This is a genomic window from Arthrobacter sp. 10N418 (genome assembly GCF_056394725.1).
This window is the reverse complement of record NZ_JBFTIK010000009.1, coordinates 19886-40817: the sequence shown is the minus strand read 5'-3', so window position 1 is coordinate 40817 and position 20932 is coordinate 19886. Positions and strand designations below refer to the sequence as shown.

The following is a 20932-nucleotide window of genomic DNA, read 5'->3' as shown; positions in this document are numbered from 1 at the left end:
CTTCCTGCCAGTACATATCTGCCGGCCCGGGCATCCGGCCACCGCCGGGCGAAGCGTCGAAATGCAACACCTTCGCCGAACGAAACTCCGGACGCGCCAAGGACACGCGGATACCGGCCGTTAGGCTCGGTCATGTCTATTCTAGCCCCTCGGGCGGCCGGGTCCCGAATCTGGGGGACGCGGCCGCCGGGGAGCGGGGTGGAGCTGTGGCCTATTTGTCGCGGGCGACGGCCGTGTCGGAGACGATGTCGATCCGCCAGCCCGTGAGCTTTGCGGCGAGACGCGCGTTCTGGCCCTCCTTGCCGATGGCAAGGGAAAGCTGGTAATCGGGAACGACCACCCGTGCGGACCGGGTCGCTTCGTCGGTGATGGTGACCGAATTCACGCGCGACGGCGAGAGGGCGCTCGCGATGAACGCCGCCGGATCCTCGCTGTAGTCCACGATGTCGATCTTCTCGTCGTTGAGTTCGGTCATGACGGCGCGCACACGCGACCCCATTTCACCAATGCAGGCACCCTTGGCGTTCACGCCGGGAGTGTTCGCCTTGACCGCGATCTTGGTGCGGTGTCCGGCTTCCCTCGCCAGGGCCACGATCTCCACCGAACGGTCGGCGATCTCGGGGACTTCGAGTTCGAAGAGCTTCCGGACCAGCCCGGGGTGGGAGCGGGACAACGTGATGGAGGGACCCTTGGTGCCGCGGTGGACGTCGATCACGAAGGCGCGCAGCCGGTTGCCGTGGATGTACTTTTCTCCCGGAACCTGTTCGGGCGGGGGAAGCAACGCCTCCACCGTGCCCAGGTTGACCTGGATCATGTGCGGGTTGTTGCCCTGCTGGATGGTTCCCGCGACGAGCTCGCCTTCGCGGCCCTTGAACTGGCCCAGCACGTTGTCGTCCTCGGCGTCGCGCAAGCGCTGCAGGATGATCTGCCGTGCGGTGCTGGCGGCGATCCGCCCGAAGCCCGCGGGGGTGTCCTCGAACTCGCCGATCGGGGCGCCGTCGTCGTCGATCTCGGTCGCCCAGATGGTCACGTGTCCGCTCTTACGGTCCAGTTCGGCGCGGGCCTTCTCGAAGGCACCCGGCGTCTTGTGGTACGCCACCAGCAGAGCCTGCTCGATGGTCGGAATCAGGAGATCCAGCGGGATTTCACGCTCACGCTCCAGGAGTCTCAGTGCGCTCATGTCAATATCCATTAGGCCTCCTCAGAAGGTCCATTGTGTTCGTTCTCCAGACCGGCCTCTTCGAGGTGGCTGAACTCTATCTCGACTTTTCCGCTGCGGATCCTGTCGAAAGGAAGCGTGACGGGCTCGCCCTGCTTGGGCTTCATGCCCTTCTTGACGGCAATTTCCGGAACCAGGGTGACACCCTCATCATCCACGGACTGGATTCTGCCGGTGACGTTCTCGCCCTGGATCACTTTGACGGTGACCATCCGTCCGCGGACGCGGTGCCAGTGCCGCTCTTCGGTGAGGGGCCGTCCGACGCCGGGCGAGGAGACCTCCAGCTCGTACGGACGGGAGTCGGTGCTGGGATCGTTGTCCAGGATGTCGGAGAGGGTCTTGGAGATCTCGGCAATGACGTCGAGACCGACGCCTCCGCTCTCTTCCTGCGGCAGGTCCACCACCACGTGGACCACACGGTTGGCGCCGGCGATGTGGATCGAAACGTCCTCCAGGTAGAGCCGGTTTGCCAGGACTGCGGGCTCCAGGAGGGCGTATAGACGCTCGGCCTCCACATTGTGAGCGGGTGCGGCTTCAGCCTTACCCGTCCCGGTCCGGTCTGTTGAAGTCGTGGCTTCTGCGTTGGTCATGATGCCGGCCGCCTCCCGCTAGATGATGTTGTGTGTACTAGCCTAGCGATTTTCCGGGCGCCATGGTGCACTTCAGTTCCCGGCCGGCATGACAACATGGTCTGTTGTGAAAGACGACACCAGGGAAAAGCGATGGGAAGGCTTCCTTCCCCGGTTCCATCCCCGGATCGCCCCCCTGGCCTGTATCGGCCTGGTGGTGGTCACCCTGGGTGCGGCGTTGACGCCCGCGACCCCCCCGAAACCTGCGGAACCTCCCTTTTCCGAGCAGGCGCGGGCGGCCGCACTTACTGAGGCACTGCGGCTGGTTTCCGCCGGCGAACAGCTCGGACAGGCGGGGCAGGGCGGTGCGGCCGGCACGCCGGCGGACCCTTCCCCGGGCTCCGCGCAGCGGGCCATTGCGCAGACTGTGACTTTGCTGACAACCCAGGCGCGGGCGCTCCTGGCACCGGGTGCCGGCCCCAATGACGCGTCCGTCCCGACGTCAGGCACAGCGACAGCCCTGCCGGGCCCCACGACTCCGCCGACCCCGGCGGTCCCGGCGGGATCGGCCGCCTCGGCCGCCTCGGCTGCCGGACTGGTGGCCGCCCTCGCAGAAAGCGGTTCTGAGCGCCTGGCTGCCGCCGCGGTGGCCGACGGCGGTATGGCCCGCCTGCTGGCAGCCGTCGGAACCGCGCAGCTTCTGCAGGCCTCCGCCCTGGCGACAGCCACCGGGACTGCGGCTCCGCCGCCGCCCGGTGTGGCCGCCCCGCAACTGGCCGGCGCCTGCCCGTCCGGGTCCGCGGCCGGGCCGCCCACCCCCTCGGCCTCCCCCTCGCCCGAAGGCAGCACGCAGTCCGGGGCCGCCTCGCTGCAGGCGGCTCTGGCGGCGACCGTCCGGGCCGAATCCGAGGCGGTGTACGGCTACCAGGTGGCCCTTCCCCGCCTGGACGGCGCCGCGTCGAAGTCCGCGTCCGAGCAGCTGGCGCGCCACGAAGCCCTGCTCAGCGGCGCCGAATCCCTGGGCCGGATGCACTGCTCCCCCGTTCCGCCGCGGGACGCAGGTTACGCGCTGGACAAGTCATTCCTGGCCTCGCCCGCCGCCGGCCTCGGTGGCCTTGAGACCGCCACATTGCCGGTCTACGGCGACCTCGTGGCCCTGAGCGAGGGCGAGACCCGCCAGTGGGCCATCGCCGCGCTGTTCGACGCCGGGCGGCGGGCTGTGTTCTGGGGCCGGAATCCGGGCGCCCTTCCGGGCGTGGCGGCAGACCCGGCGTCGTTCCCGCCACTGCCGGCTGACAGCCCGGCCCCGGCAGCTACCCCTTCAGGTTCCGGCGCCTGATCCGCCCCGGGAACGAAGCCTCGGCTTACCTTGCTTAGCCTTGTAATACTGGCCAGCCGCAGGCCCCAGTGATTTGCTGTACCCATGGAAACCACAGATGCCGGCACACTGCACGCCAACGAGCCCCACAAGAACGACATCGCCCGGCGCCTGAACTGGCTGCGGGCAGGCGTGCTCGGAGCCAACGACGGAATCGTGTCCGTGGCCGCCATCGTGGTCGGCGTCGCCGGTGTCACCACGGATTCCGGGCCCATCCTGATTGCCGGCGCGGCCGGTGTAGTCGGTGGCGCCATCTCCATGGCGCTGGGCGAATACGTTTCCGTGAGCAGCCAGAAGGACAGCCAGCACGCCTTGATCGAAAAAGAGCGCAGGGAGCTGCTGGAGCAGCCCGAAGAAGAACTGGACGAACTCACCGCCATCTACCAGGCCAAGGGACTCACCGCGGCGACCGCCCGGACCGTGGCCACGGAACTCACCGCCCATGACGCCCTGGCCGCGCACCTCTCAGCAGAACTTCACATCGACGAGACGGACATCGTCAGCCCCTGGCACGCCGCCTTCGCCTCTGCGATCGCCTTCCTGATCGGTGCCATCCTGCCGATGCTGGCCATCCTGCTGCCGCCGGAAAACATCCGCGTCCCATTGACCTTCGTGGCCGTCCTGGTGGCCTTGGCGGTCACCGGCGCGCTGGGCGCCTGGATCGGCGGCGGCGGAAAGCTCAAGGCGGCCGCCCGCGTGGTGGTCGGCGGGGCGCTTGCCCTGGCAGCCACCTTCATCATCGGCCACCTGCTGGGCGCCAGCGGCGTCGTCTAGAGAACTACGTTTGAGCCGATGAGCCAGACTGCAGACATCCCCATTCCGCCTCACCTCACCCGCCGGTACAGCCGCACCGCTGGCGGGCGTGCATGGCTCGAGTCCCTTCCGCGGCTGGTCGGAGCATGCCTGATCCGATGGCAGCTGGAACCGGACCTCAAGCCCGGGACATTTCCGTGGCACGGCCACGGCGCAATGGTCTTCCCGGTGCGCCGCATGCACGACGACGGCGGGGAACCCCGCAGCGGCGGAGACCCCGCTGTCCTGAAGCTCGCCTATCCGCACGATGAAGCGGTCCGGGAACGGCACGCGCTCGCGCTGTGGGCCGGCCACGGCGCCGTCCGGCTCCTCGCCGCCGATCCCGCTTCGTGCGCGATGCTGCTGGAGCGCCTGTACGCCGCCAGGTCGCTCTCGGACGCCCCTATGGAGACCGCAGTGCCGGTGTGGGGTGGCCTCGTCCGCCGGCTCAGCCTGGTCCCGGACCTGGCACCGGGCGGGAGGCCGGAGTGGCGGGAGTTCGACCACGTCGCGGCCCGCGCCGAGCAGTGGAGCGATGAACTGCCGGAGACGTGGGAACAACTCGGCCGCCCTTTCCCGCGCTGGCTGCTGGAGGCGGCGCTCGAAGTCTGCCAGACCCGCGGCGCCGTCGGCCGGCGGGCGGGGAAGGACGTGCTGGTCCACACGGACCTGCACTACCTGAACATCCTGGCCCGGCCGGGCACGGCCGCACGCGCCGGGCTGGAACCAGCCTCGATCGCGGACTTCGCCGCCATCGACCCCCAGCCCATGATCGGCGAGGCCGAATTCGCGGTCGCCCCGCTGCTGTGGAACCGCATTGGGGAGCTGTCACGCCTGGATCCCGGGACCGGCCTCCTGGAGCGCTGCCGGGACTTCAGCGCCGCCGCAGGCCTCGATGCCGAAACCGCCCGGCAGTGGGCCCTGGCGCGCGAGGTGGAGAACGCCCTCGGGTACGCCTCTTGCAGGCATCACGAAGGGGACCTGGCCCGTTCGCTCTGGGTGGCGAGCACGCTGGCAGGACGCACGCTTCCGGGCTTGCCCGCACCCCACGACCTGCCCGGGCCGGGGACGGCTTCGGCGGAACGGGCGGCGGACCAGCGCTAGTCCTGAGGACTTTCGGCTCTTCCCCGCCCCGGGGCACATGGCGATCGTGGGAGGCCTGGACGAGCCCCACTTCGAGTCTTCCGACGCCGTTGCCGGCAGGCGGCCGGGCAGGAACAATGACGATCCTTTCCTCCGGTACGCCGGGCGCTTCGACCGGCCGATCGCGGACGTGAGGGACAGGCTCCGGGCCTCCGGGGCAGTCCCCGCCGATGTCGCCCGTTCGCTTGGGCTGCCCGCTGCCGCGGTCGAAGGCCCGGCGTCGTTCTTCGCTGATTTCTCCGCGCCCCGGGGCCGCCGGCACATCCGGGTGTGCGGGGCCGCGGCCTGCTTCGCCGCGACCGGGGGCGGCCATGTGGCGGAGGTGGGGGCGGCGCTGGGTGGGTACCGCAGATGAGGCCGGCACCGTGGTTGCCTGCCTGTCCGAAAGATTCCTCCGGCCCGGGGCGTACGAAGTGGAAATCGGCACCCCCCTCAGAGTGCTCGTGGAGGACCTTGGCGGCGGCCTGCGGGACGGGGCAGTCCTGCGGGCCCTTCAAGTCGGCGGCCCCCTGGGCGGCTTCCTCGGCCCCGAAGACCTCGACATTCCGTTCAGCGACGCCGGCTTGTCCCGGCATGGCGCAGCCCTCGGCCACGCCGGCATCGTCGCCTTCGACGACAGGCTTGCCGGCCGGGACGTGCTGCGGAATCTGTGGGACTTTGCGGCGGCGGAGAGTTGCGGGCAGTGCTCGCCGTGCCGGGTGGGCGCGTGGCGCGGCCGTGCTCTTTCGGACCTGCCCGACGGCCCCGACGTCCGGGGCAAACGCGCCCAGGTGCTGCGCAGCATGGCGGCGGGCAGCCTCTGACGCGGCGGGGCTGGGCTTTCACGACGGCGACCGTGTCGAGCTCTCCAGCCTGCATGGCACGGCGGTGCTTCGCGTCCGGGTCACCGACGACGTCGAACCGGGCCAGGTGTTCGCGGGCTTCCATTTCCCCGGCGCTGCCGTCAACAACCTCACCTCCCGCCTGGCGGACGAGGTCACCGGCTGTCCGGAATACACGCTGACCGCGGTCCGCCTGTCCGCGTGCCCCTGATGCGTGAGCGCCGGGAAGACGCAGGCGCCGGGGCGCTTCCCCGTGATGCCCTCCGGGCGTCAGCCCCGCACCGCGGCCAGGGCGTCCCGGACCGCGCCGACGGCGACTGCCACGTCGTCGTCGTCCGTGCTCCAGTTGCTGACCGAAATCCGAAGGATGTCACGGTCCTGCCAGTGTGAGCCGGACATCCAGACCCGGCCGTCGCCGATGATCCTTTCCGTCACGGCCCGCGTCAGGGCGTCGTCACCGAAAGCGAGCGACACCTGGGTGTAGTCGACGTCGTTGAGCACTTCGACGCCGTCCAGGGCGGAGAGCTGCTCCGCCAGTTGCGATGCCCGCCGGACCAGTTGACGGACCTGGGCCGTGATGCCCTCCCTGCCAAGCGATTTCATCGCCGCCCATACCGGCACCCCGCGTGCCCGCCGTGAGAGCTCCGGGACCTTTTCGTGCGGATCACCCGCTTTGTCCCCGGCTTCGATCAGGTAACTGGTGTGCACCCCCATGGCCGAGCGCAGGGCCTGGGCATCCCGGACCACTGCGATGCCGGAGTCGTAGGGGACGTTGAGGGTCTTGTGCGCGTCCGTCCCCCAGGAGTCGGCCAGGCTGAGCCCGGCGGTGAGGGCGGAGAGTTCCGGGAGGGCTGCCGCCCAGAGCCCGAAGGCGCCGTCAACGTGCACCCAGGCGCCGTGCGCCTTGGCGACGGCGATCGCCTCGGCGAACGGATCAAACGCGCCCGAATGCAGGTTGCCGGCCTGCAGGCACACGAGCGCCGGCACCGGACCTGGTCCGTCCGCTGAACTCAGCGCGAGGTCCAGCGCGCAGTCCAGCTCCGCCGGGATGATGCGCCCCTGCCGGTCAGCCGGGACCGCCGTGGGACGGCCCAGCCCCAGGTACCGCAGGGCGAGGTCCACCGAATCGTGCCGTTCCTGGCCTACGAAGCAGTGGATGCGGGGCGCGCCGGACAGGCCGTCGCGGTCGAGATCCCAGCCGGCGTCGGACATGAGGCGCCAGCGCGCTGCTGCCAGTCCGGCAAAGTTTGCCATCGTCGCGCCGGTGGTGAACCCGACGTCGGAGTCTGCCGGGAGGCCGAGCAGTTCAAGAAGCCACTGTCCGGCTGCTTCTTCGATGGCCGCCGCGGCAGGGGACGCGTAGCGGAGCACCGCGTTCTGGTCCCACGCGCTGACCAGCCAGTCGGCTGCGAGGGCTGCCGGCAGGGTGCCCCCGATGACCCACCCGAAGAAACGGCCCGATGGCATGGCCATCAGGCCGGGCTCCGCTTTGGCCGCGAGATAGTCCAACACCTCAGCGGCAGGCATCCCCCCGCCGGGAAGTGGACCGCCGAAGTCCGCGGCAAGCTCCGCCGCTGTGACCTGCGGCCCTATATGGCGCGTTCCCTGGCTCACGAGCCACCGGCGTGCGTGTCCGGCCGCTGCCTCCAGGGCATCCCCGTAAAGTTCCTCACCTGCTGACATAGCTGCATGCTACGCCGGCGGCTTCGAGACCGGGAGCCCCTGCCGTCGTCGGGATCGCTAGGCGAAGTTGTCCTGCCAGACGTCGGAGCCGAGCTTGAGGATGAGCGCCCCCACAACCACCAGGAACACGATCCGGATGAAGCGGCTGCCCTGCTTGACGGCTGTCCGGGCACCCAGGTAGCCGCCGGCCATGTTGGCCAGCCCGAGCATCAGTCCGAGCCCCCAAAGCAACGAGCCGTGCGGCAGGAAGAACAGCAGGGCGCCGGCGTTCGTGGCCATGTTGACGATCTTGGCTTTGGCGCTGGCCTCGAGGAAGGCGTAGCCCATGGCGGAGACGAGGGCGATGATCAGGAACGAGCCCGTTCCCGGACCGATCAGGCCGTCATAGAAACCGATCACGGCACCAATGAGGCAGGCGACCACATAGTGGCGATGGCCGTCATGGCGCAGCTTGGTCAGCTCACCGACGTTGGGCCGGAAGGCCGTGAACAGCGCGACGGCGACCAGCGCCGCAACGATGATCGGTTTGAACACACTTGACGGCAGGGTGGCCGCTATCACCGCCCCGCCGAAGCTGCCGGCCAGGGCAATCACCGCCATGGGCACGGCGGTGCGCAGATCCGGACGGACGCGGCCGTAGTAGGTCACCGCGCTGGTCGTGGTGCCGAAGATGGACCCCATCTTGTTGGTGGCCAGCGCCTGCACCGGGCTGATGCCCGGCACCAGGAGCATCGCGGGGAGCTGGATCAGTCCCCCGCCGCCGACGACTGCGTCCACCCAGCCGGCCGCGAAGCCGGCCACGACAATGAGGATGACGGTGCTGAGCTGGATCGACTCCAGTCCGGAAATCACGTCTGGGATGGGTAGCGGGTCAGCTGTTGCGGACGGCGTTGACTACGTAGTCAACAGCCTTCTCAACAGCCACGTTCTCGGCATTCCCGCTGCGGCGGTCCTTGATCTCCACGACGCCGTCCACCAGTCCGCGCCCGACGGCGAGGATGGTGGGCACTCCTACGAGCTCAGCGTCGCCGAACTTCACGCCCGGGGAAACCTTGGGGCGGTCGTCGTAGATAACCTCAAGGCCGGCGGCTTCGAGTTCCAGGGACAGCTTCTCGGCTGCAGCGAATATCTCCTCGCCGCGGCCGACCGCCACGACGTGGACATCTGCGGGGGCGACGGCGCGCGGCCAGACGAGGCCCCTGTCGTCGTGGTTGGACTCGGCCAGGGCAGCCACGGCACGGGTCACGCCCACTCCGTAGGAGCCCATCGTGACGACGACCTGCTTGCCGTTCTGGTCCAGGACCTTCAAGTCCAGGGCTTCCGCATACTTGCGGCCGAGCTGGAAGATGTGGCCCATTTCGATGCCGCGGGCCGTTTCCAGCGGGCCGGAACCGTCAGGGGCCTCGTCGCCGGCGCGCACCTCGGTGCACTCGATGACGCCGTCCCAGCCAAAGTCGCGGCCTGCGACGAGCCCAAAGACGTGCTTGCCGGCCACGTTGGCGCCGGTGATCCAGGTGGTGCCGCTGACCACGCGGGGATCGACGAGGTATAGCAGTTTGGCGGCGCCCTCGGTGCCCAGCAAGGGAGCCTCGAGGGACAGCCCGGGTCCGAGGTAGCCCTTGACGATGAGGGGCTGCTTCTTCAGGTCTTCCTCGCCGGCGGCTTCGAGGGTGATCTCGCCGGCCATCGGTAGGAAGGATCCGATGTTCGCTTCGACCCTCTTGAGGTCCACGGCACGGTCACCGGGCAGGCCGATGACGACGATCTGGCGTTCGCCGGTCGGCAGCGTCACGGCGAGCACCACGTTCTTCAAAGTGTCGGCGGCGGTCCAGGCACCTCCGGCGGCCTCGGCACGGGGAACGATGGCATTGGCGGCGTCGACAAGGGTGTCAATGGTCGGCGTGTCCGGGGTATCGCGGACCTCCGCGTCCGGGGCATTGCTGAAGTCAATGTCCGCGGGCACGACCGTTGTGACGGCCTCGACGTTGGCCGCGTAGCCGCCGGCGGAGCGCACGAACGTGTCCTCGCCGATCTCGGTGGGGTGCAGGAATTCCTCGCTCTTGGACCCGCCCATGGCGCCTGCGGTGGCTTTCACCGGAAGGACCTCAAGGCCGAGGCGCTCGAAGATCTTCAGGTAGGCGCCGCGGTGTGCCGCGTAGCTGGCGTCCAGACCGGCGTCGTCGACGTCGAAGGAGTAGGAGTCCTTCATGATGAACTCGCGGCCGCGCAGCAGGCCGGCCCGGGGACGGGCCTCATCGCGGTACTTGTTCTGGATCTGGTAAATGCTCAGCGGCAGGTCCTTGTAGGAGGAGTACAGGTCCTTGACCAGCAGCGTGAACATTTCCTCGTGGGTCGGCGCCAGGAGGTAGTCGTTGCCCTTGCGGTCCTTGAGACGGAAGATGCCCTCGCCGTACTCGGTCCAGCGGTTGGTGGCCTCGTAGGGTTCCTTGGGCAGCAGCGCCGGGAAGTGCACTTCCTGCGCGCCGATGGCGGACATTTCCTCGCGGATGACCTGCTCCACCTTGCGCAGCACGCTCAACCCCAGCGGCAGCCACGTGTAGATGCCCGGAGCGGCGCGCCGGATGTATCCGGCCCGGACCAGGAGCCGGTGGCTGGCCACCTCGGCATCGGCAGGATCTTCACGGAGGGTGCGCAGGAACAGCTTGGAGAGTCGAAGGACCACAGGTGGGGTATCCGTTTCTGGGGAAGTGCGGGCAAAACTGGGAAAACCGGCAAGAACCGGGGAAAGCGTCCAGGTACTAATCTACCGCCAAGAATCCGCCTTCAGACCGCCGGGGCAGAGCCCGGACCCTCCCCTGGCCGCCCGTCCGGACCTTTCCTGGATGCAGAAGAGCCACGCCATGGCGGGTGGAAGCCCCTGGCCGTTTCCGGCTGGTCATCCTGTCATGGCGTGGCTCTGCGGCCCCCAGTACCGCCGGATCTCCGGCTGTGAGCTACTTGGTGGTGCCATTACGGGCGTGTGCAGCCCTGGAGAATTCCCGGGGCCGCACGCGCCCACGCGACACGGCTAGGAAGAATCTATGTGACGCGCGCCCCGGAAACAAGAGTTCGCATCCGGTTACTTTTCCGCCGCGATCAGAAAAGCACCGTGGCGAACGTGCCCACCTGATGGAACCCCACCCGTTCGTAGGTGGCGCGGGCCTTGGCGTTGAAGCCGTTGACGTAGAGGCTCGTGACGGGGGCTAGGGTCTGGGCCTGGACCACGACGCCGGCCATATAGCCTGCGCTGAGTCCCAGGCCGCGGAATTCGGGGTTCATCCAGACGCCCTGGATCTGTGTGACCTCCGGTGTCACGGCCCCGAGTTCGGCCTTGAAGACGACCTCGCCGGTCTGGTTCAGGTGCACGAGCGAGTGTCCCTGGCGGATCAGTGCCTTCACGCGGCGGCTGTAGTATTCCCTCCCGCCAAGGTAGGGCGAGTAGCCGACTTCTTCCTCGAACATCGCAGCACATGCCGGCAGGATCTTGTCGAAGTCCGCGAGGTCGCCAAACCCCAAGGCCGCGTTCGGCCGGACTGCGGGCGGCCCCGTGATGGTCATCAGTGGCTGGTCGTCGCGGACTTCGTGCGCGGTCTGGCCGAGCTGTTCCTGCGCGGAGTAGATTGCCATCACCGTTTCCGCAGGGCCGAAGACCGAGGCGTAGCGGCGCCCCGACCGGTGGGCAGTCATGGCAACGAGCCCGGCGAATTCCGGGTCCAGCTGCACCGGGACCAGGTTCGCGCCGGCCCAGCACGCACCGATGAGGGCGCCGCCGTCGAACACGCCGAGGATGTTGGCGCCCCCGGTCGTCGGGGACGCCGTCCCGGCGGTCTCCAGATGGGACAGGATGAAGACATTGGCGACGGCGTCCTGCCGGGCCAGCGCCAGCAACTGTGCGGTGTCCGAGCTCCCCAGAACACGGACGGTGACGCCGGGAGCGGCGCCGTCCCTACGAGACGCTAACCACGGGGCTACCCTTGACAGCATCTTCGCCATCGGCCTCCCCCATCTCTTCAGCGATACGCATGGCCTCTTCGATCAGTGTCTCAACAATCTGGTCCTCGGGGACAGTCTTGATGACCTCGCCGCGCACGAAGATCTGGCCCTTGCCGTTGCCGGACGCCACACCGAGGTCGGCTTCACGGGCCTCGCCCGGGCCGTTCACGACGCAGCCCATGACGGCGACCCGCAGGGGGATCTCCATGCCTTCCAGTCCCGCGGTGACCTGCTCGGCGAGCGTGTAGACGTCCACCTGGGCGCGGCCGCAGGACGGGCAGGAGACAATCTCCAGCTTGCGCGGGCGCAGGTTGAGCGACTGCAGGATCTGGTTGCCCACCTTGATTTCCTCCACCGGCGGCGCGGAGAGGGAGACGCGGATGGTGTCGCCGATGCCGCGGGAGAGCAGGGCGCCGAACGCCGTGGCGGACTTGATGGTGCCCTGGAACGCCGGCCCGGCCTCAGTGACGCCGAGGTGCAGCGGCCAGTCGCCCTTTTCTGCCAGCATCTCGTACGCGGCGACCATGATGACCGGGTCATTGTGCTTGACCGAGATCTTGAAGTCGTGGAAGCCGTGTTCCTCAAACAGGGACGCTTCCCAGACGGCGGATTCCACCAGCGCTTCCGGGGTGGCCTTGCCGTATTTCTTCAGAATGCCGGGCTCAAGCGAACCGGCGTTGACGCCGATGCGGATCGAAGTGCCGTGATCCTTGGCCGCGCGGGCGATTTCCTTGACCTGGTCATCGAACTTGCGGATGTTGCCGGGGTTCACGCGCACAGCGGCGCAGCCGGCCTCGATGGCGGCAAAGACGTACTTCGGCTGGAAGTGAATGTCCGCGATCACGGGAATTTGGGACTTCCTGGCAATGATCGGCAGCGCCGCCGCGTCGTCAGCAGACGGGCAGGCTACGCGAACGATGTCGCAGCCGGAGGCCGTGAGTTCGGCGATCTGCTGCAGGGTGGCGTTGATGTCGGTGGTGGGCGTCGTGGTCATCGACTGGACGCTGATCGGGGAATCGGAGCCGACGCCGACGGAACCCACCTTGATCTGCCGCGTTTTCCTGCGGGGGGCAAGGACGGGCGGCGGCGCTGACGGCATTCCCAGGCTGACCGAGGTCACATGGACTCCTAATATCGAAGTATCGAAGGTCTATAGGGGTAAAGGCTACGCGGCGTGCTCGGCCAGGAGGCCGGTCACGGGTGCCCAAACGGTGGTGCGTGTGCCGGAAATCGCGCCGGCTGTCGCGAACGGGTCCTGCTTGAGGAGCTCGTTCAGGGCCGTCTCATCGGCTGCTTTGAAGATCAGGAGGGCGCCGGCACCGTCCCCATAGGGGCCGCTGGCGAGCAGCGCGCCGTCCTGGGCAAGTCCCGCAGTCCATTCGCGGTGCGCAGGGCGGCTCGCGTCGCGGGCTTCGGAAGATTCGGCGTCGTAAACGTACTCCACAGCAAAAACAGTCATACGGATACACTATCGCCCTGCCTGCCCGGTTCCCATCCGGGCCGCCTTGGAGCGCTCAACCGGGGAAGAGAACCTTGGCCAGCCCCGCGATACCTGCTGCCCACAGCATCGACGCGAGAGTTCCGATGATGAACCGTTCGGCCGCCACCGGTGTGGCCTTCAGTTCGGCGAAACGGCCAAGACCCTTGATGGCCACCACGTAGGCAATGGCCACGGGCTGTCCGGCGAGGATGGCGAAGCAGACCGCCAGGCGCTCGAGGACACCGATGATCGCTCCGCCGCGCAGGATGCGTGCACTGGCAGCGTCTGTGGATCCAGCCGCCGGCTCCGGCCGGGCTTCCGACGGCGGGTCCGCTTGCGATACGGCTTGCGGGGACCCGGGGTCAACGGTGACGTCGGCCGAGGGGTCCTCCGCGGCGTCGACGACGGCAGCGTCGGCCCTGTCGTCGATGGTCCGGGCCAGCCGGAAGACCAGTGCCGTGACCGGCCAGCCGGCAAAGCCGGCGATGAGCAGGGCCAGGGTGATCCAGAGGACGTTCACCTGTTTCCTTCCGCGCTGTTGACCCGGGGGCGCGGGGTGCCGGCGCCGCGATTGCCAGCATCTGCATCCGCCAAACCGTCCGTGCCCGTGACCAGGCCGTGGGCCAGTGCCAGCAGCATTTCCGCAGCCGGCCTTGCCGCCCATTCTTCCTGCCAGCCCGACCGCAGCAGCGCACGGCTCACCGACTGCTCCGTGATTCCGAGTTTCCGGGCCGCGATTTTCTGCGTCCCGTGCGTGCCGGAGTGGCCGTGCTGCACCGAGCGCAGCTCATCGACCACCTTCCATTGCGCCGCGGTCCGGTCCTGGACCAGCCGTCCGATCAGCCGGAGCACGGCCTCGGCATTGGCACATGCCCTGCTTCCCGCCGACCCTTCGGCCGGTCCGCGCGCCGTGCCATCCTCCGCCCTTGGGGCAGACGGCGGGGCGCCTGCCCTTCCCGGACCGCCGGCCACCACGGAGAGCGGCACATGCGCGGCGGCGGACTTGGCCCGGTCCACGGCCAGCCGGGCAGCCACGAAGGCGGGCCCGGAACCTTCCCGGGGGCTGGCCGGCAGCGGCTCGTCTACGGCTCCCACACCGATCCCGACGTACCAGCGGCCGCTGCGCAGGGCGTGCAGGGCGATTTCGAGCACTTCGTCCGGGCGTTCAACCACGCCTTGGACCTCGTCGCCGACGGAGCGCTCGAAGCGGCCGGCCGTGGAGAGCGTAGCCAGTTCGGAGAGCAGGCCGGGAACGCGGTCGACGTCGGAAGTGCTGCCGCGCTGGTCGATGGTCATGACGTACATAGGTCAACCCTAGGAGGTCTATTTTGATAAATCAATCGTTTTCAACTGATTAGTGAAAGTCAGCCTAAATAAGCTGATAACGATGAATCAGCGCTATCCGGTTGGACCGCCTTGCTGGGGCGCATCTGGCCGGCCGGGCATACCCGGCGCCGCCCGGGGGCACTTTGACACGAAACGCCGGGCGCCGTCGCAGATTTCGACGCCGGACCGCGGCAAAAGTGCCCCCGGGCCGCGGGGATAAGCGCCCGGCCAGCCACACACCTCGGGCCAACGGACGGAAGCCCGGACCAAGGACCGGCTGGGGCCTTAGCCGAAGAGGTTGACGGGTTTGACGATGTCCGCGTAGATCAGCAGCGCGCTCATGCCCATCAGCAGCACAGCCACGACGTAGGTCACCGGGAGCATCTTGGCGATGTCGAAGGCACCTGGATCGGGGCGGCCGAACAGCTTGGCAATCCGGCGCCGGGCCCCCTCATACAGCGCTCCGGCCACATGGCCGCCGTCGAGCGGCAGCAGCGGTACGAGGTTGAAGACGGCCAGGGCGAAGTTGAGGCCGGCCAGCAGTCCCACCAGGGCGGCAAACCGCGACTGCAGCGGAACGTCCTCCATAGCGGCGACCTCGCCGGCCACGCGGCCGACGCCGACCACGCTGATGGGGCCGTTGGGGTCACGGGGCTCCTCGCTGAACGCCGCTTTCGCCACACCCGATACGCGGGCGGGCAGGTTCACGATCACGCCGGCCATCTGCTTGATGTTTTCCCCTGCCATCGGCAGCACCGCCGACGCCGGCTGCGGGACGAGGGCCGTCCGGGCGCCGATGCCCAGGAACCCGACGTCCTGGTACTGGAGCTTTCCGCCGGAATCCTTGGCCTGGCGGCCGTCGGCACCAATCACCGGACGCGAGGAAAGTACCGGGGTGACAGTGCCGGTGACGGAAGCGCCGTCGCGCGTCACCGTAATGCTGACTTGCTTGCCCGCCGACGCGCGGATCCAGCCGGTGAGTTCGTCCCAGCTGGTGACGGCCTTGCCGTCAAAGGAGGTGATGACGTCGTTCGGCTTCAGCCCGGCGCCGGCCGCGGGGGTGAGCTTGCAGTCCGCGGAATTCGGGTCAACGGTCTCCCCCGCCTTGACCTGGCACTTGGAGACATCGGCGATGGTGGTGGTCTGCGCCGCAACGCCGAACCCCATGAGCAGCACGGCCGTCAGCACAACGCCGATCAGCACGTTCATGGCCGGCCCGCCCAGCATGATGATGATCTTCTTCCAGACCGCAAGCCGGTAGAAAACACGGTTTCCGTCCTCGGGGCCGACTTCCTCGTGGGCCAGGGACCGGGCGTCGGAGGCGAGGGACTGGAACATGCCGGTGCTGGACGGCCGGACCGTCCCGTCCTCTTTGTTCGGCGGGTACATGCCGATCATGGAGACGTAGCCGCCCAGCGGGATGGCCTTGAAGCCGTATTCGGTTTCGCCCCGGCGCGTGGACCAGAGGGTCGGTCCGAAGCCGATCATGTACTTGGTCACCCGGACCTTGAAGAGCTTGGCCGGCAGCAGGTGCCCCACCTCATGCAGGGCAATGGACACGGCGATGCCGATCGCCACGAAGACGACACCGAGAATAAAGAGGAGGACGGGGCTCATGCGTTGATCTGCTGCTTCCTAGACGCTCTTGACGGCTAAACGTTCGTGGGTGCGGGCGCGTGCCCATCGTTCAGCATCCAGCACGGACTCCACCGTCAGCCCGGAGGATCCTGTGTGTTCGCTGAGTACGGCTTCGATCGTATCCACAATGTCCGTGAAGCGGATGCGGCCGGCGTGGAACGCCATCACGGCCTCCTCGTTGGCGGCGTTGAAGACGGCCGGGTAGGTGCTCCCCTGTTGTGCGGCAGCCTTCGCGAGGCCGACGGCGGGGAACGCCACGGTGTCCAACGGCTCGAAGGTCCAGCTTGTGGCCTTGCTCCAGTCGCAGGCTTGGGCGGCCTGGGGCACGCGGTCGGGCCAGCCGAGGCCCAGGGCGATGGGCAGGCGCATGTCCGGCGGGGAGGCCTGGGCGATCGTGGAGCCGTCGACGAACTGGACCATCGAGTGGATCACCGACTGCGGGTGGACGACGACGTCGATCCTCTCCAGCGGGATGTCAAAGAGAAGGTGGGCCTCAATGACTTCCAGGCCCTTGTTGACCAGGCTGGCGGAGTTCGTGGTGACCATCAGGCCCATGTCCCAGGTGGGGTGCGCGAGTGCGTCCTGCGGCGACACGTGGTGCAGTTCGTCGCGGGTCTTGCCGCGGAACGGGCCGCCGGAGGCGGTCAGGACCAGCCGGTCCACCTCTGCGGGCGTGCCGGAGCGCAGGCACTGGGCAATCGCGGAGTGTTCTGAATCCACCGGGACGATCTGGCCCTCGCGGGCCGCGGCCTTGACCAGCGCGCCGCCCACGATCAGGGATTCCTTGTTGGCCAGGGCCAGGGTGGCCCCGGATTTGAGGGCGGCCAGGGTCGGGGCCAGGCCGATGGAGCCGGTGATGCCGTTGAGGACCACGTCGGCCTCGATTTCCGCGATGCGCGTTGACGCGTCCGGGCCGGCCACGATTTCCGGGCGGTAGCCGATCAGCCCGGCCGCGCGGGCCGCGTCGTCAATCAGTCCGTGGAGGGCGGAGGCATCCCCGCTGGCGACGCCGACCGCCTGGGCGCGGGTGTGCACGGCCTGCCGCGCCAGGAGTTCGAGGTTGCCGCCGCCGGCGCTCAGTGCCACGACCTCAAAACGGTGCGGAGCGCCGTCGACGACGTCAATCGCCTGCGTGCCGATGGAACCGGTGGACCCGAGGAGGACGATCTTGCGCGGCTGCATGGCTTAAGTATCCCGCACGGCTTGGGTGAGGTGGGTTCCTGCGGACCGCCGGGGCACGTTGACGCTCCCGCCGGCAGGCGTAACGTGGGGATCGTGGAGTGGACGGCCTGGTTTGACGCGCCGGAGTACGAGTTCGCCCGGCAGGTGCTGCAGCGCGGAGTCGCCTCGCTCTACTTCGTGGCATTCCTGTCCTCGCTCAACCAGTTCCCTGCCCTGCTCGGCGAGCGGGGGCTGCTTCCGGTGCCGGATTTCCTCGAAGGCTTCAGCCGCCTGCGCCGGCCCTCCCTGTTCCGCTGGCGCTACTCGGACCGGCTCCTCCGGGGGGTGTGCTGGGCCGGGCTTGCCATCGCCGCGGCCCTGATCGCGGGACTCCCCCAGCTCGGGCCGCCGTGGGTCCCGCTGCTCGCCTTCCTGGCCCTGTGGCTGCTGTACATGTCGATCGTCAACGTGGGACAGACGTTCTATGGCTTCGGCTGGGAAATGCTGCTGCTCGAGGCGGGGTTCACCGTTGCCTTCCTCGGCTCCGACCAGACTCCCCCGCCGCGGACCATCCTGATCCTGCTGGCGTGGCTGGTGTTCCGCCTGGAATTCGGCGCCGGCATGATCAAGATCCGGGGCGGCCGCGAATGGCGGGACCTGACGGCGCTGTACTACCACCATGAGACGCAGCCGATGCCCGGGCCGCTGAGCCGGCAGGCCCATCTGCTGCCGAAGTCTTTCCACCGCCTGGAGGTCCTGGGCAACCATTTCGCCCAGCTGGTGGTGCCGTTCTTCCTCTTTGCCCCGCAGCCGCTGGCCGGCGCCGCGGCGGGGATCATCATCTTCACCCAGCTCTGGCTCGTGGCGAGCGGGAACTTTGCCTGGCTCAACTGGATGGCGATCCTGCTGGCCTTTGCGGCAGTCAGTAACCCGGTGGCGCATGGGGTCCTGCCGGCCGTCCCCGTGGCCGGGGACGGCCAGGGGGCGCAGTCCCCTTTGTGGTGGCTGGCAGTGGTCCTTGCCGCCACCGTGTTGCTGGTGGTCCTCAGCTACCGCCCGGTCGAGAACCTGCTCTCCCAGTATCAGCTGATGAACGCCAGCTTCAACCGCTGGCAGTTGGTCAACGCCTACGGCGCCTTCGGCACGGTCACGAAGAGGCGGATCGAGATCGTGGTGGAGGGCACCCTGTCGGCGGACCCGGACGACGACTCGGCCTGGCGCGAGTACGGTTTCCGGGGAAAGCCCGGGGATCTCCGCCGCATCCCGCGCCAATGGGCCCCCTACCACCTGCGGCTCGACTGGCTGATGTGGTTCCTGCCGCTGCGCACCGTACACGTGGCATGGTTCTACGCCTTCCTGGCCAAGCTGCTGGAGGCGGACCGGCCCACGCTGCGGCTGTTGCGCGATGACCCGTTCGACGGCGAGCGCCCCCGCTGGGTGCGGGTCCGCAGCTACCTCTACCGCTTCTCAACCCGGGCAGAGTTCCGTGAGACGGGCCAGCGGTGGATCCGGATCCTGCTGCAGGAGTCGATCCCGCCGTCATCCTTGCGTCCGCCAGGCTGACGGCGGGCTGACGGCGGCGTGGCGCTTAGCGGCCCGCGCGGCGGAGGGTGGAGCCGGCGTGCTTCAGGATGGGTCCGTCGATCATCCTGCCCTTGAACTGGAAGACCCCCGACCCGGCCGCGGCTGCCGCGTCGAGGAGTTCGGCGGCAGCGGCAAGCTCGGCGTCGGAGGGCGCATAGGCGTCCCGGACCACGGCCACCTGGCTCGGGTGGATGCAGGCCTTGGAGGCGAAACCGGACGCGACGGCGTCGCGGGCCTCCAGTGCCAGCCCGTCAACGTCCGGGATGTTGACGTAGACGGAGTCGATGGCCTCCTTGCCGAAGGCGCCGGCGGCCAGCAGCACGGTGGAGCGGGCATGCAGCGCGACCGCGCGGTAGTCGCCGTTCCCGGTCCGGCTGGAGGTTCCGCCGAGGGACGCAAGCAGGTCTTCGGCACCCCACATGAGGCCGACGACGTTCGGTTCGGCGGCGATGGCCGCGGCGTTCAGGATCCCGGCAGCCGTCTCGCAGAGGGCAATCACGGCGTAGCCCGCCAGTTCCCGGAGCTGGGCTGCGCTTTCGGCCTTTGCGAGCATGAGGTGGCGGTACGGGGTGTGCTTGAGGCAGTGCAGGTCCTTCTCGAACTCGTCCGTGCCCGCCGGGTTGACCCTGATGATCGTGCGGCTGGGATCCAGTTCCGGAACGTCCCCGGTGGCGCCGAGCTGCGCGAGGATGGCGCCGCGGGCACGCTGTTTGTCGGCCGGGGCGACGGCGTCCTCCAGGTCGATGATCACGGCGTCGGAACGCTCGGCGGCCTTCTGGTAACGCTCCGGGCGGTCGGCGGGACAAAACAGCAGGGCAGGACCCATCAGGAAGCTCATGTGTCTATTCTCCCCTTTTGCGCTGTTTCTTTCTGCGCTTCAGTGTGCGCCTTGCGGGTCCACATCAGGCAGCTGCGCGTGGCGAGGGCCACGACGTCACCGTGCTGGTTCCTGCCGGTGTGCTTCATGGTCACCACGCCCTGGCCCGGGCGGGAGGCGGAGAGCCGCTTACCGGTGATGACCGTCTCGGTATACAGGGTGTCCCCGTGGTAGAGCGGGTGCGGGAAGGACACATCCGTCAGGCCGAGCTGGGCGATAATGGTGCCCTGCGTCAGCTGGGGAACGGACTGGCCGACCACCGTGGCCAGCGTGAACATCGAGTTCATGAGCCGCTGCCCGAACGGCTGGCCCGCGCTCCAGGCCGCATCGAGGTGCAGCGCCTGGGTGTTCATGGTCATGGTGGTGAAGAGGACATTGTCCGTCTCCGTCACGGTCCGGCCGGGCCGGTGGGCGTAGACGGCGTCCTCGTCGAGTTCGTCGAAGTAGAGGCCGCGCTGCTCGATGACGCGGGGTTCAGCGGCGTGCCCGGGGTTCGTTGTCATACGGTGAGTTCCTGGTCTTCTTCGAAGAGTTCCGCGCCGGTTGCCGCGGCGACGTCCTCGGCCGTCACGTTGGGGGCAAGTTCGCGCAGAACCAGCCGGGATTTCCCGCCTTCAGCCACGATGTCGATCACGGCGAGGTCCGTGATGATCCGGTCCACGCAGGCTTTGCCCGTCAGCGGCAGCGTGCAGTGTTCCACGATCTTCGGCCTGCCGTTCCGGTCCACATGCTCCATCATCACGATCACCTTCTTGGCACCGAAGACGAGGTCCATCGCACCGCCCATGCCCTTGACCATCTTGCCCGGGATCATCCAGTTGGCCAGGTCGCCGTTGGCGGCGACCTCCATGGCGCCGAGCACGGCGACATCCACGTGGCCGCCACGGATCATGCCGAAGGATGCCGCGGAGTCGAAGAACGCTGCGCCCTTGTTGACGGTGACGGTTTCCTTGCCGGCGTTGATCAGGTCCGGATCGACCTGATCCTCGCGCGGGTAGGGCCCGACGCCCAGGATGCCGTTCTCCGAATGCAGCACCACCTCGATGCCGGCCGGAATGTAGTTGGGGATCAGCGTCGGCATGCCGATCCCCAGGTTGACGTATTGGCCGTTGTGCAGTTCCCGCGCCACGCGGGCGGCCAGTTCGTTCCGCGTCCAGCCCTTCGTGTCAGGGCTGACGCCCTCGGGGTGTTCGACGGCGGACCGGCGGTATTCGTGCCGGACGGCTTCGGGACGCGGCGGAGCGCCCTGCGCGCTGTTCGTTTCCACG

22 protein-coding genes are annotated in these 20932 nt (G+C 68.3%); 7 read left to right on the top strand and 15 right to left on the bottom strand.

Going from position 1 to position 20932, the window contains the following annotated elements:
- Positions 1–211: 211 nt before the first annotated feature.
- Together nusA and AC1DCZ_RS09200 are read right to left on the bottom strand one after the other, a co-directional pair.
- Positions 212–1192, bottom strand: a complete 981-nt coding sequence (gene nusA / locus AC1DCZ_RS09205; RefSeq protein ID WP_476895064.1) for a transcription termination factor NusA — start codon at positions 1190–1192, stop codon at positions 212–214.
- The gene (locus AC1DCZ_RS09200; RefSeq protein ID WP_476974314.1) at positions 1192–1809 is read right to left on the bottom strand and encodes a ribosome maturation factor RimP; all 618 of its coding nucleotides are present in this window, start codon (positions 1807–1809) and stop codon (positions 1192–1194) included. Before AC1DCZ_RS09200 ends, nusA begins: the two co-directional genes overlap by 1 nt.
- A 106-nt stretch (positions 1810–1915) precedes the next feature.
- Here AC1DCZ_RS09200 and AC1DCZ_RS09195 point away from each other — a divergent pair, with 106 nt between their 5' ends.
- The 6 genes from AC1DCZ_RS09195 (at position 1916) to AC1DCZ_RS09170 (ending at position 6133) form a co-directional block, all read left to right on the top strand.
- Positions 1916–3127: a DUF4439 domain-containing protein gene (locus AC1DCZ_RS09195; RefSeq protein WP_476974313.1), complete on the top strand. Its 1212-nt coding sequence runs from the start codon at positions 1916–1918 to the stop codon at positions 3125–3127.
- Positions 3128–3211: 84 nt separating this feature from the next.
- Complete coding sequence (locus tag AC1DCZ_RS09190; RefSeq protein ID WP_476974312.1) at positions 3212–3940, top strand: VIT1/CCC1 transporter family protein; 729 nt, start codon at positions 3212–3214, stop codon at positions 3938–3940.
- A gap of 18 nt (positions 3941–3958) precedes the next feature.
- The gene (locus AC1DCZ_RS09185; protein ID WP_476974311.1) at positions 3959–5062 is read left to right on the top strand and encodes an aminoglycoside phosphotransferase family protein; all 1104 of its coding nucleotides are present in this window, start codon (positions 3959–3961) and stop codon (positions 5060–5062) included.
- A 37-nt stretch (positions 5063–5099) separates the two neighbouring features.
- Positions 5100–5456, top strand: coding sequence for an NAD(P)H-dependent oxidoreductase subunit E (locus AC1DCZ_RS09180; protein WP_476974310.1), 357 nt, complete (start codon positions 5100–5102; stop codon positions 5454–5456).
- The gene (locus tag AC1DCZ_RS09175) at positions 5440–5904 is read left to right on the top strand and encodes an NADH-ubiquinone oxidoreductase-F iron-sulfur binding region domain-containing protein (protein ID WP_476974309.1); all 465 of its coding nucleotides are present in this window, start codon (positions 5440–5442) and stop codon (positions 5902–5904) included. Before AC1DCZ_RS09180 ends, AC1DCZ_RS09175 begins: the two co-directional genes overlap by 17 nt.
- Positions 5819–6133: a molybdopterin dinucleotide binding domain-containing protein gene (locus AC1DCZ_RS09170; protein WP_476974308.1), complete on the top strand. Its 315-nt coding sequence runs from the start codon at positions 5819–5821 to the stop codon at positions 6131–6133. Before AC1DCZ_RS09175 ends, AC1DCZ_RS09170 begins: the two co-directional genes overlap by 86 nt.
- Before the next feature lie 59 nt (positions 6134–6192).
- On the opposite strand, the gene AC1DCZ_RS09165 is transcribed toward AC1DCZ_RS09170, so the two are convergent.
- From AC1DCZ_RS09165 to dxr, 10 genes are all read right to left on the bottom strand, one after another.
- A complete protein-coding gene (locus AC1DCZ_RS09165; protein ID WP_476974307.1) occupies positions 6193–7605 on the bottom strand; it encodes a pyridoxal phosphate-dependent decarboxylase family protein in 1413 nt (470 codons plus the stop codon).
- A 57-nt stretch (positions 7606–7662) separates the two neighbouring features.
- Entirely contained in the window at positions 7663–8457 is a 795-nt protein-coding gene (locus AC1DCZ_RS09160; protein WP_476974306.1) for a sulfite exporter TauE/SafE family protein, read from the bottom strand.
- 19 nt (positions 8458–8476) lie between these two features.
- Positions 8477–10288: a proline--tRNA ligase gene (locus tag AC1DCZ_RS09155; RefSeq protein WP_476974305.1), complete on the bottom strand. Its 1812-nt coding sequence runs from the start codon at positions 10286–10288 to the stop codon at positions 8477–8479.
- 413 nt (positions 10289–10701) lie between these two features.
- Complete coding sequence (locus AC1DCZ_RS09150; RefSeq protein WP_476974395.1) at positions 10702–11589, bottom strand: GNAT family N-acetyltransferase; 888 nt, start codon at positions 11587–11589, stop codon at positions 10702–10704.
- Positions 11552–12718, bottom strand: coding sequence for a flavodoxin-dependent (E)-4-hydroxy-3-methylbut-2-enyl-diphosphate synthase (ispG, locus tag AC1DCZ_RS09145; RefSeq protein WP_476895074.1), 1167 nt, complete (start codon positions 12716–12718; stop codon positions 11552–11554). The genes AC1DCZ_RS09150 and ispG overlap by 38 nt, the downstream gene beginning before the upstream one ends.
- Positions 12719–12763: 45 nt before the next feature.
- Positions 12764–13057, bottom strand: coding sequence for a YciI family protein (locus AC1DCZ_RS09140; protein WP_476974304.1), 294 nt, complete (start codon positions 13055–13057; stop codon positions 12764–12766).
- A 55-nt stretch (positions 13058–13112) separates the two neighbouring features.
- Positions 13113–13598 (bottom strand): hypothetical protein, encoded by a 486-nt coding sequence (locus AC1DCZ_RS09135; RefSeq protein WP_476974303.1) that lies wholly within the window; start codon positions 13596–13598, stop codon positions 13113–13115.
- The gene (locus tag AC1DCZ_RS09130; protein WP_476974302.1) at positions 13595–14383 is read right to left on the bottom strand and encodes a MarR family transcriptional regulator; all 789 of its coding nucleotides are present in this window, start codon (positions 14381–14383) and stop codon (positions 13595–13597) included. Before AC1DCZ_RS09130 ends, AC1DCZ_RS09135 begins: the two co-directional genes overlap by 4 nt.
- A gap of 306 nt (positions 14384–14689) precedes the next feature.
- A complete protein-coding gene (locus AC1DCZ_RS09125) occupies positions 14690–16021 on the bottom strand; it encodes a M50 family metallopeptidase (protein ID WP_476974301.1) in 1332 nt (443 codons plus the stop codon).
- A gap of 18 nt (positions 16022–16039) precedes the next feature.
- Entirely contained in the window at positions 16040–17224 is a 1185-nt protein-coding gene (gene dxr / locus AC1DCZ_RS09120) for a 1-deoxy-D-xylulose-5-phosphate reductoisomerase (RefSeq protein WP_476974300.1), read from the bottom strand.
- 93 nt (positions 17225–17317) lie between these two features.
- Here dxr and AC1DCZ_RS09115 point away from each other — a divergent pair, with 93 nt between their 5' ends.
- Positions 17318–18766 (top strand): lipase maturation factor family protein, encoded by a 1449-nt coding sequence (locus AC1DCZ_RS09115; protein ID WP_476974299.1) that lies wholly within the window; start codon positions 17318–17320, stop codon positions 18764–18766.
- A gap of 25 nt (positions 18767–18791) precedes the next feature.
- On the opposite strand, the gene AC1DCZ_RS09110 is transcribed toward AC1DCZ_RS09115, so the two are convergent.
- From AC1DCZ_RS09110 to AC1DCZ_RS09100, 3 genes are read right to left on the bottom strand one after another with little or no spacing between them, the layout of a single operon-like run.
- Complete coding sequence (locus tag AC1DCZ_RS09110; protein WP_476974298.1) at positions 18792–19625, bottom strand: HpcH/HpaI aldolase/citrate lyase family protein; 834 nt, start codon at positions 19623–19625, stop codon at positions 18792–18794.
- Complete coding sequence (locus AC1DCZ_RS09105) at positions 19622–20167, bottom strand: MaoC family dehydratase (RefSeq protein WP_476895082.1); 546 nt, start codon at positions 20165–20167, stop codon at positions 19622–19624. The genes AC1DCZ_RS09110 and AC1DCZ_RS09105 overlap by 4 nt, the downstream gene beginning before the upstream one ends.
- A complete protein-coding gene (locus AC1DCZ_RS09100; RefSeq protein WP_476974297.1) occupies positions 20164–20931 on the bottom strand; it encodes a CoA transferase subunit B in 768 nt (255 codons plus the stop codon). Before AC1DCZ_RS09100 ends, AC1DCZ_RS09105 begins: the two co-directional genes overlap by 4 nt.
- Position 20932: the final 1 nt, after the last annotated feature.

Excerpts from the sequence above, each read along its gene's own strand:
- AC1DCZ_RS09150 (WP_476974395.1), bottom strand. The coding sequence starts at position 11,589 with ATGCTGTCAAGGGTAGCCCCGTGGTTAGCGTCTCGTAGGGACGGCGCC.
- AC1DCZ_RS09105 (WP_476895082.1), bottom strand. The coding sequence starts at position 20,167 with ATGACAACGAACCCCGGGCACGCCGCTGAACCCCGCGTCATCGAGCAG.
- AC1DCZ_RS09200 (WP_476974314.1), bottom strand. The coding sequence starts at position 1,809 with ATGACCAACGCAGAAGCCACGACTTCAACAGACCGGACCGGGACGGGT.
- nusA (WP_476895064.1), bottom strand. The coding sequence starts at position 1,192 with ATGGATATTGACATGAGCGCACTGAGACTCCTGGAGCGTGAGCGTGAA.
- AC1DCZ_RS09180 (WP_476974310.1), top strand. The coding sequence starts at position 5,100 with ATGGCGATCGTGGGAGGCCTGGACGAGCCCCACTTCGAGTCTTCCGAC.
- AC1DCZ_RS09130 (WP_476974302.1), bottom strand. The coding sequence starts at position 14,383 with ATGTACGTCATGACCATCGACCAGCGCGGCAGCACTTCCGACGTCGAC.
- AC1DCZ_RS09185 (WP_476974311.1), top strand. The coding sequence starts at position 3,959 with ATGAGCCAGACTGCAGACATCCCCATTCCGCCTCACCTCACCCGCCGG.
- dxr (WP_476974300.1), bottom strand. The coding sequence starts at position 17,224 with ATGCAGCCGCGCAAGATCGTCCTCCTCGGGTCCACCGGTTCCATCGGC.
- AC1DCZ_RS09190 (WP_476974312.1), top strand. The coding sequence starts at position 3,212 with ATGGAAACCACAGATGCCGGCACACTGCACGCCAACGAGCCCCACAAG.
- AC1DCZ_RS09140 (WP_476974304.1), bottom strand. The coding sequence starts at position 13,057 with ATGACTGTTTTTGCTGTGGAGTACGTTTACGACGCCGAATCTTCCGAA.
- AC1DCZ_RS09110 (WP_476974298.1), bottom strand. The coding sequence starts at position 19,625 with ATGAGCTTCCTGATGGGTCCTGCCCTGCTGTTTTGTCCCGCCGACCGC.
- AC1DCZ_RS09165 (WP_476974307.1), bottom strand. The coding sequence starts at position 7,605 with ATGTCAGCAGGTGAGGAACTTTACGGGGATGCCCTGGAGGCAGCGGCC.
- AC1DCZ_RS09125 (WP_476974301.1), bottom strand. The coding sequence starts at position 16,021 with ATGAGCCCCGTCCTCCTCTTTATTCTCGGTGTCGTCTTCGTGGCGATC.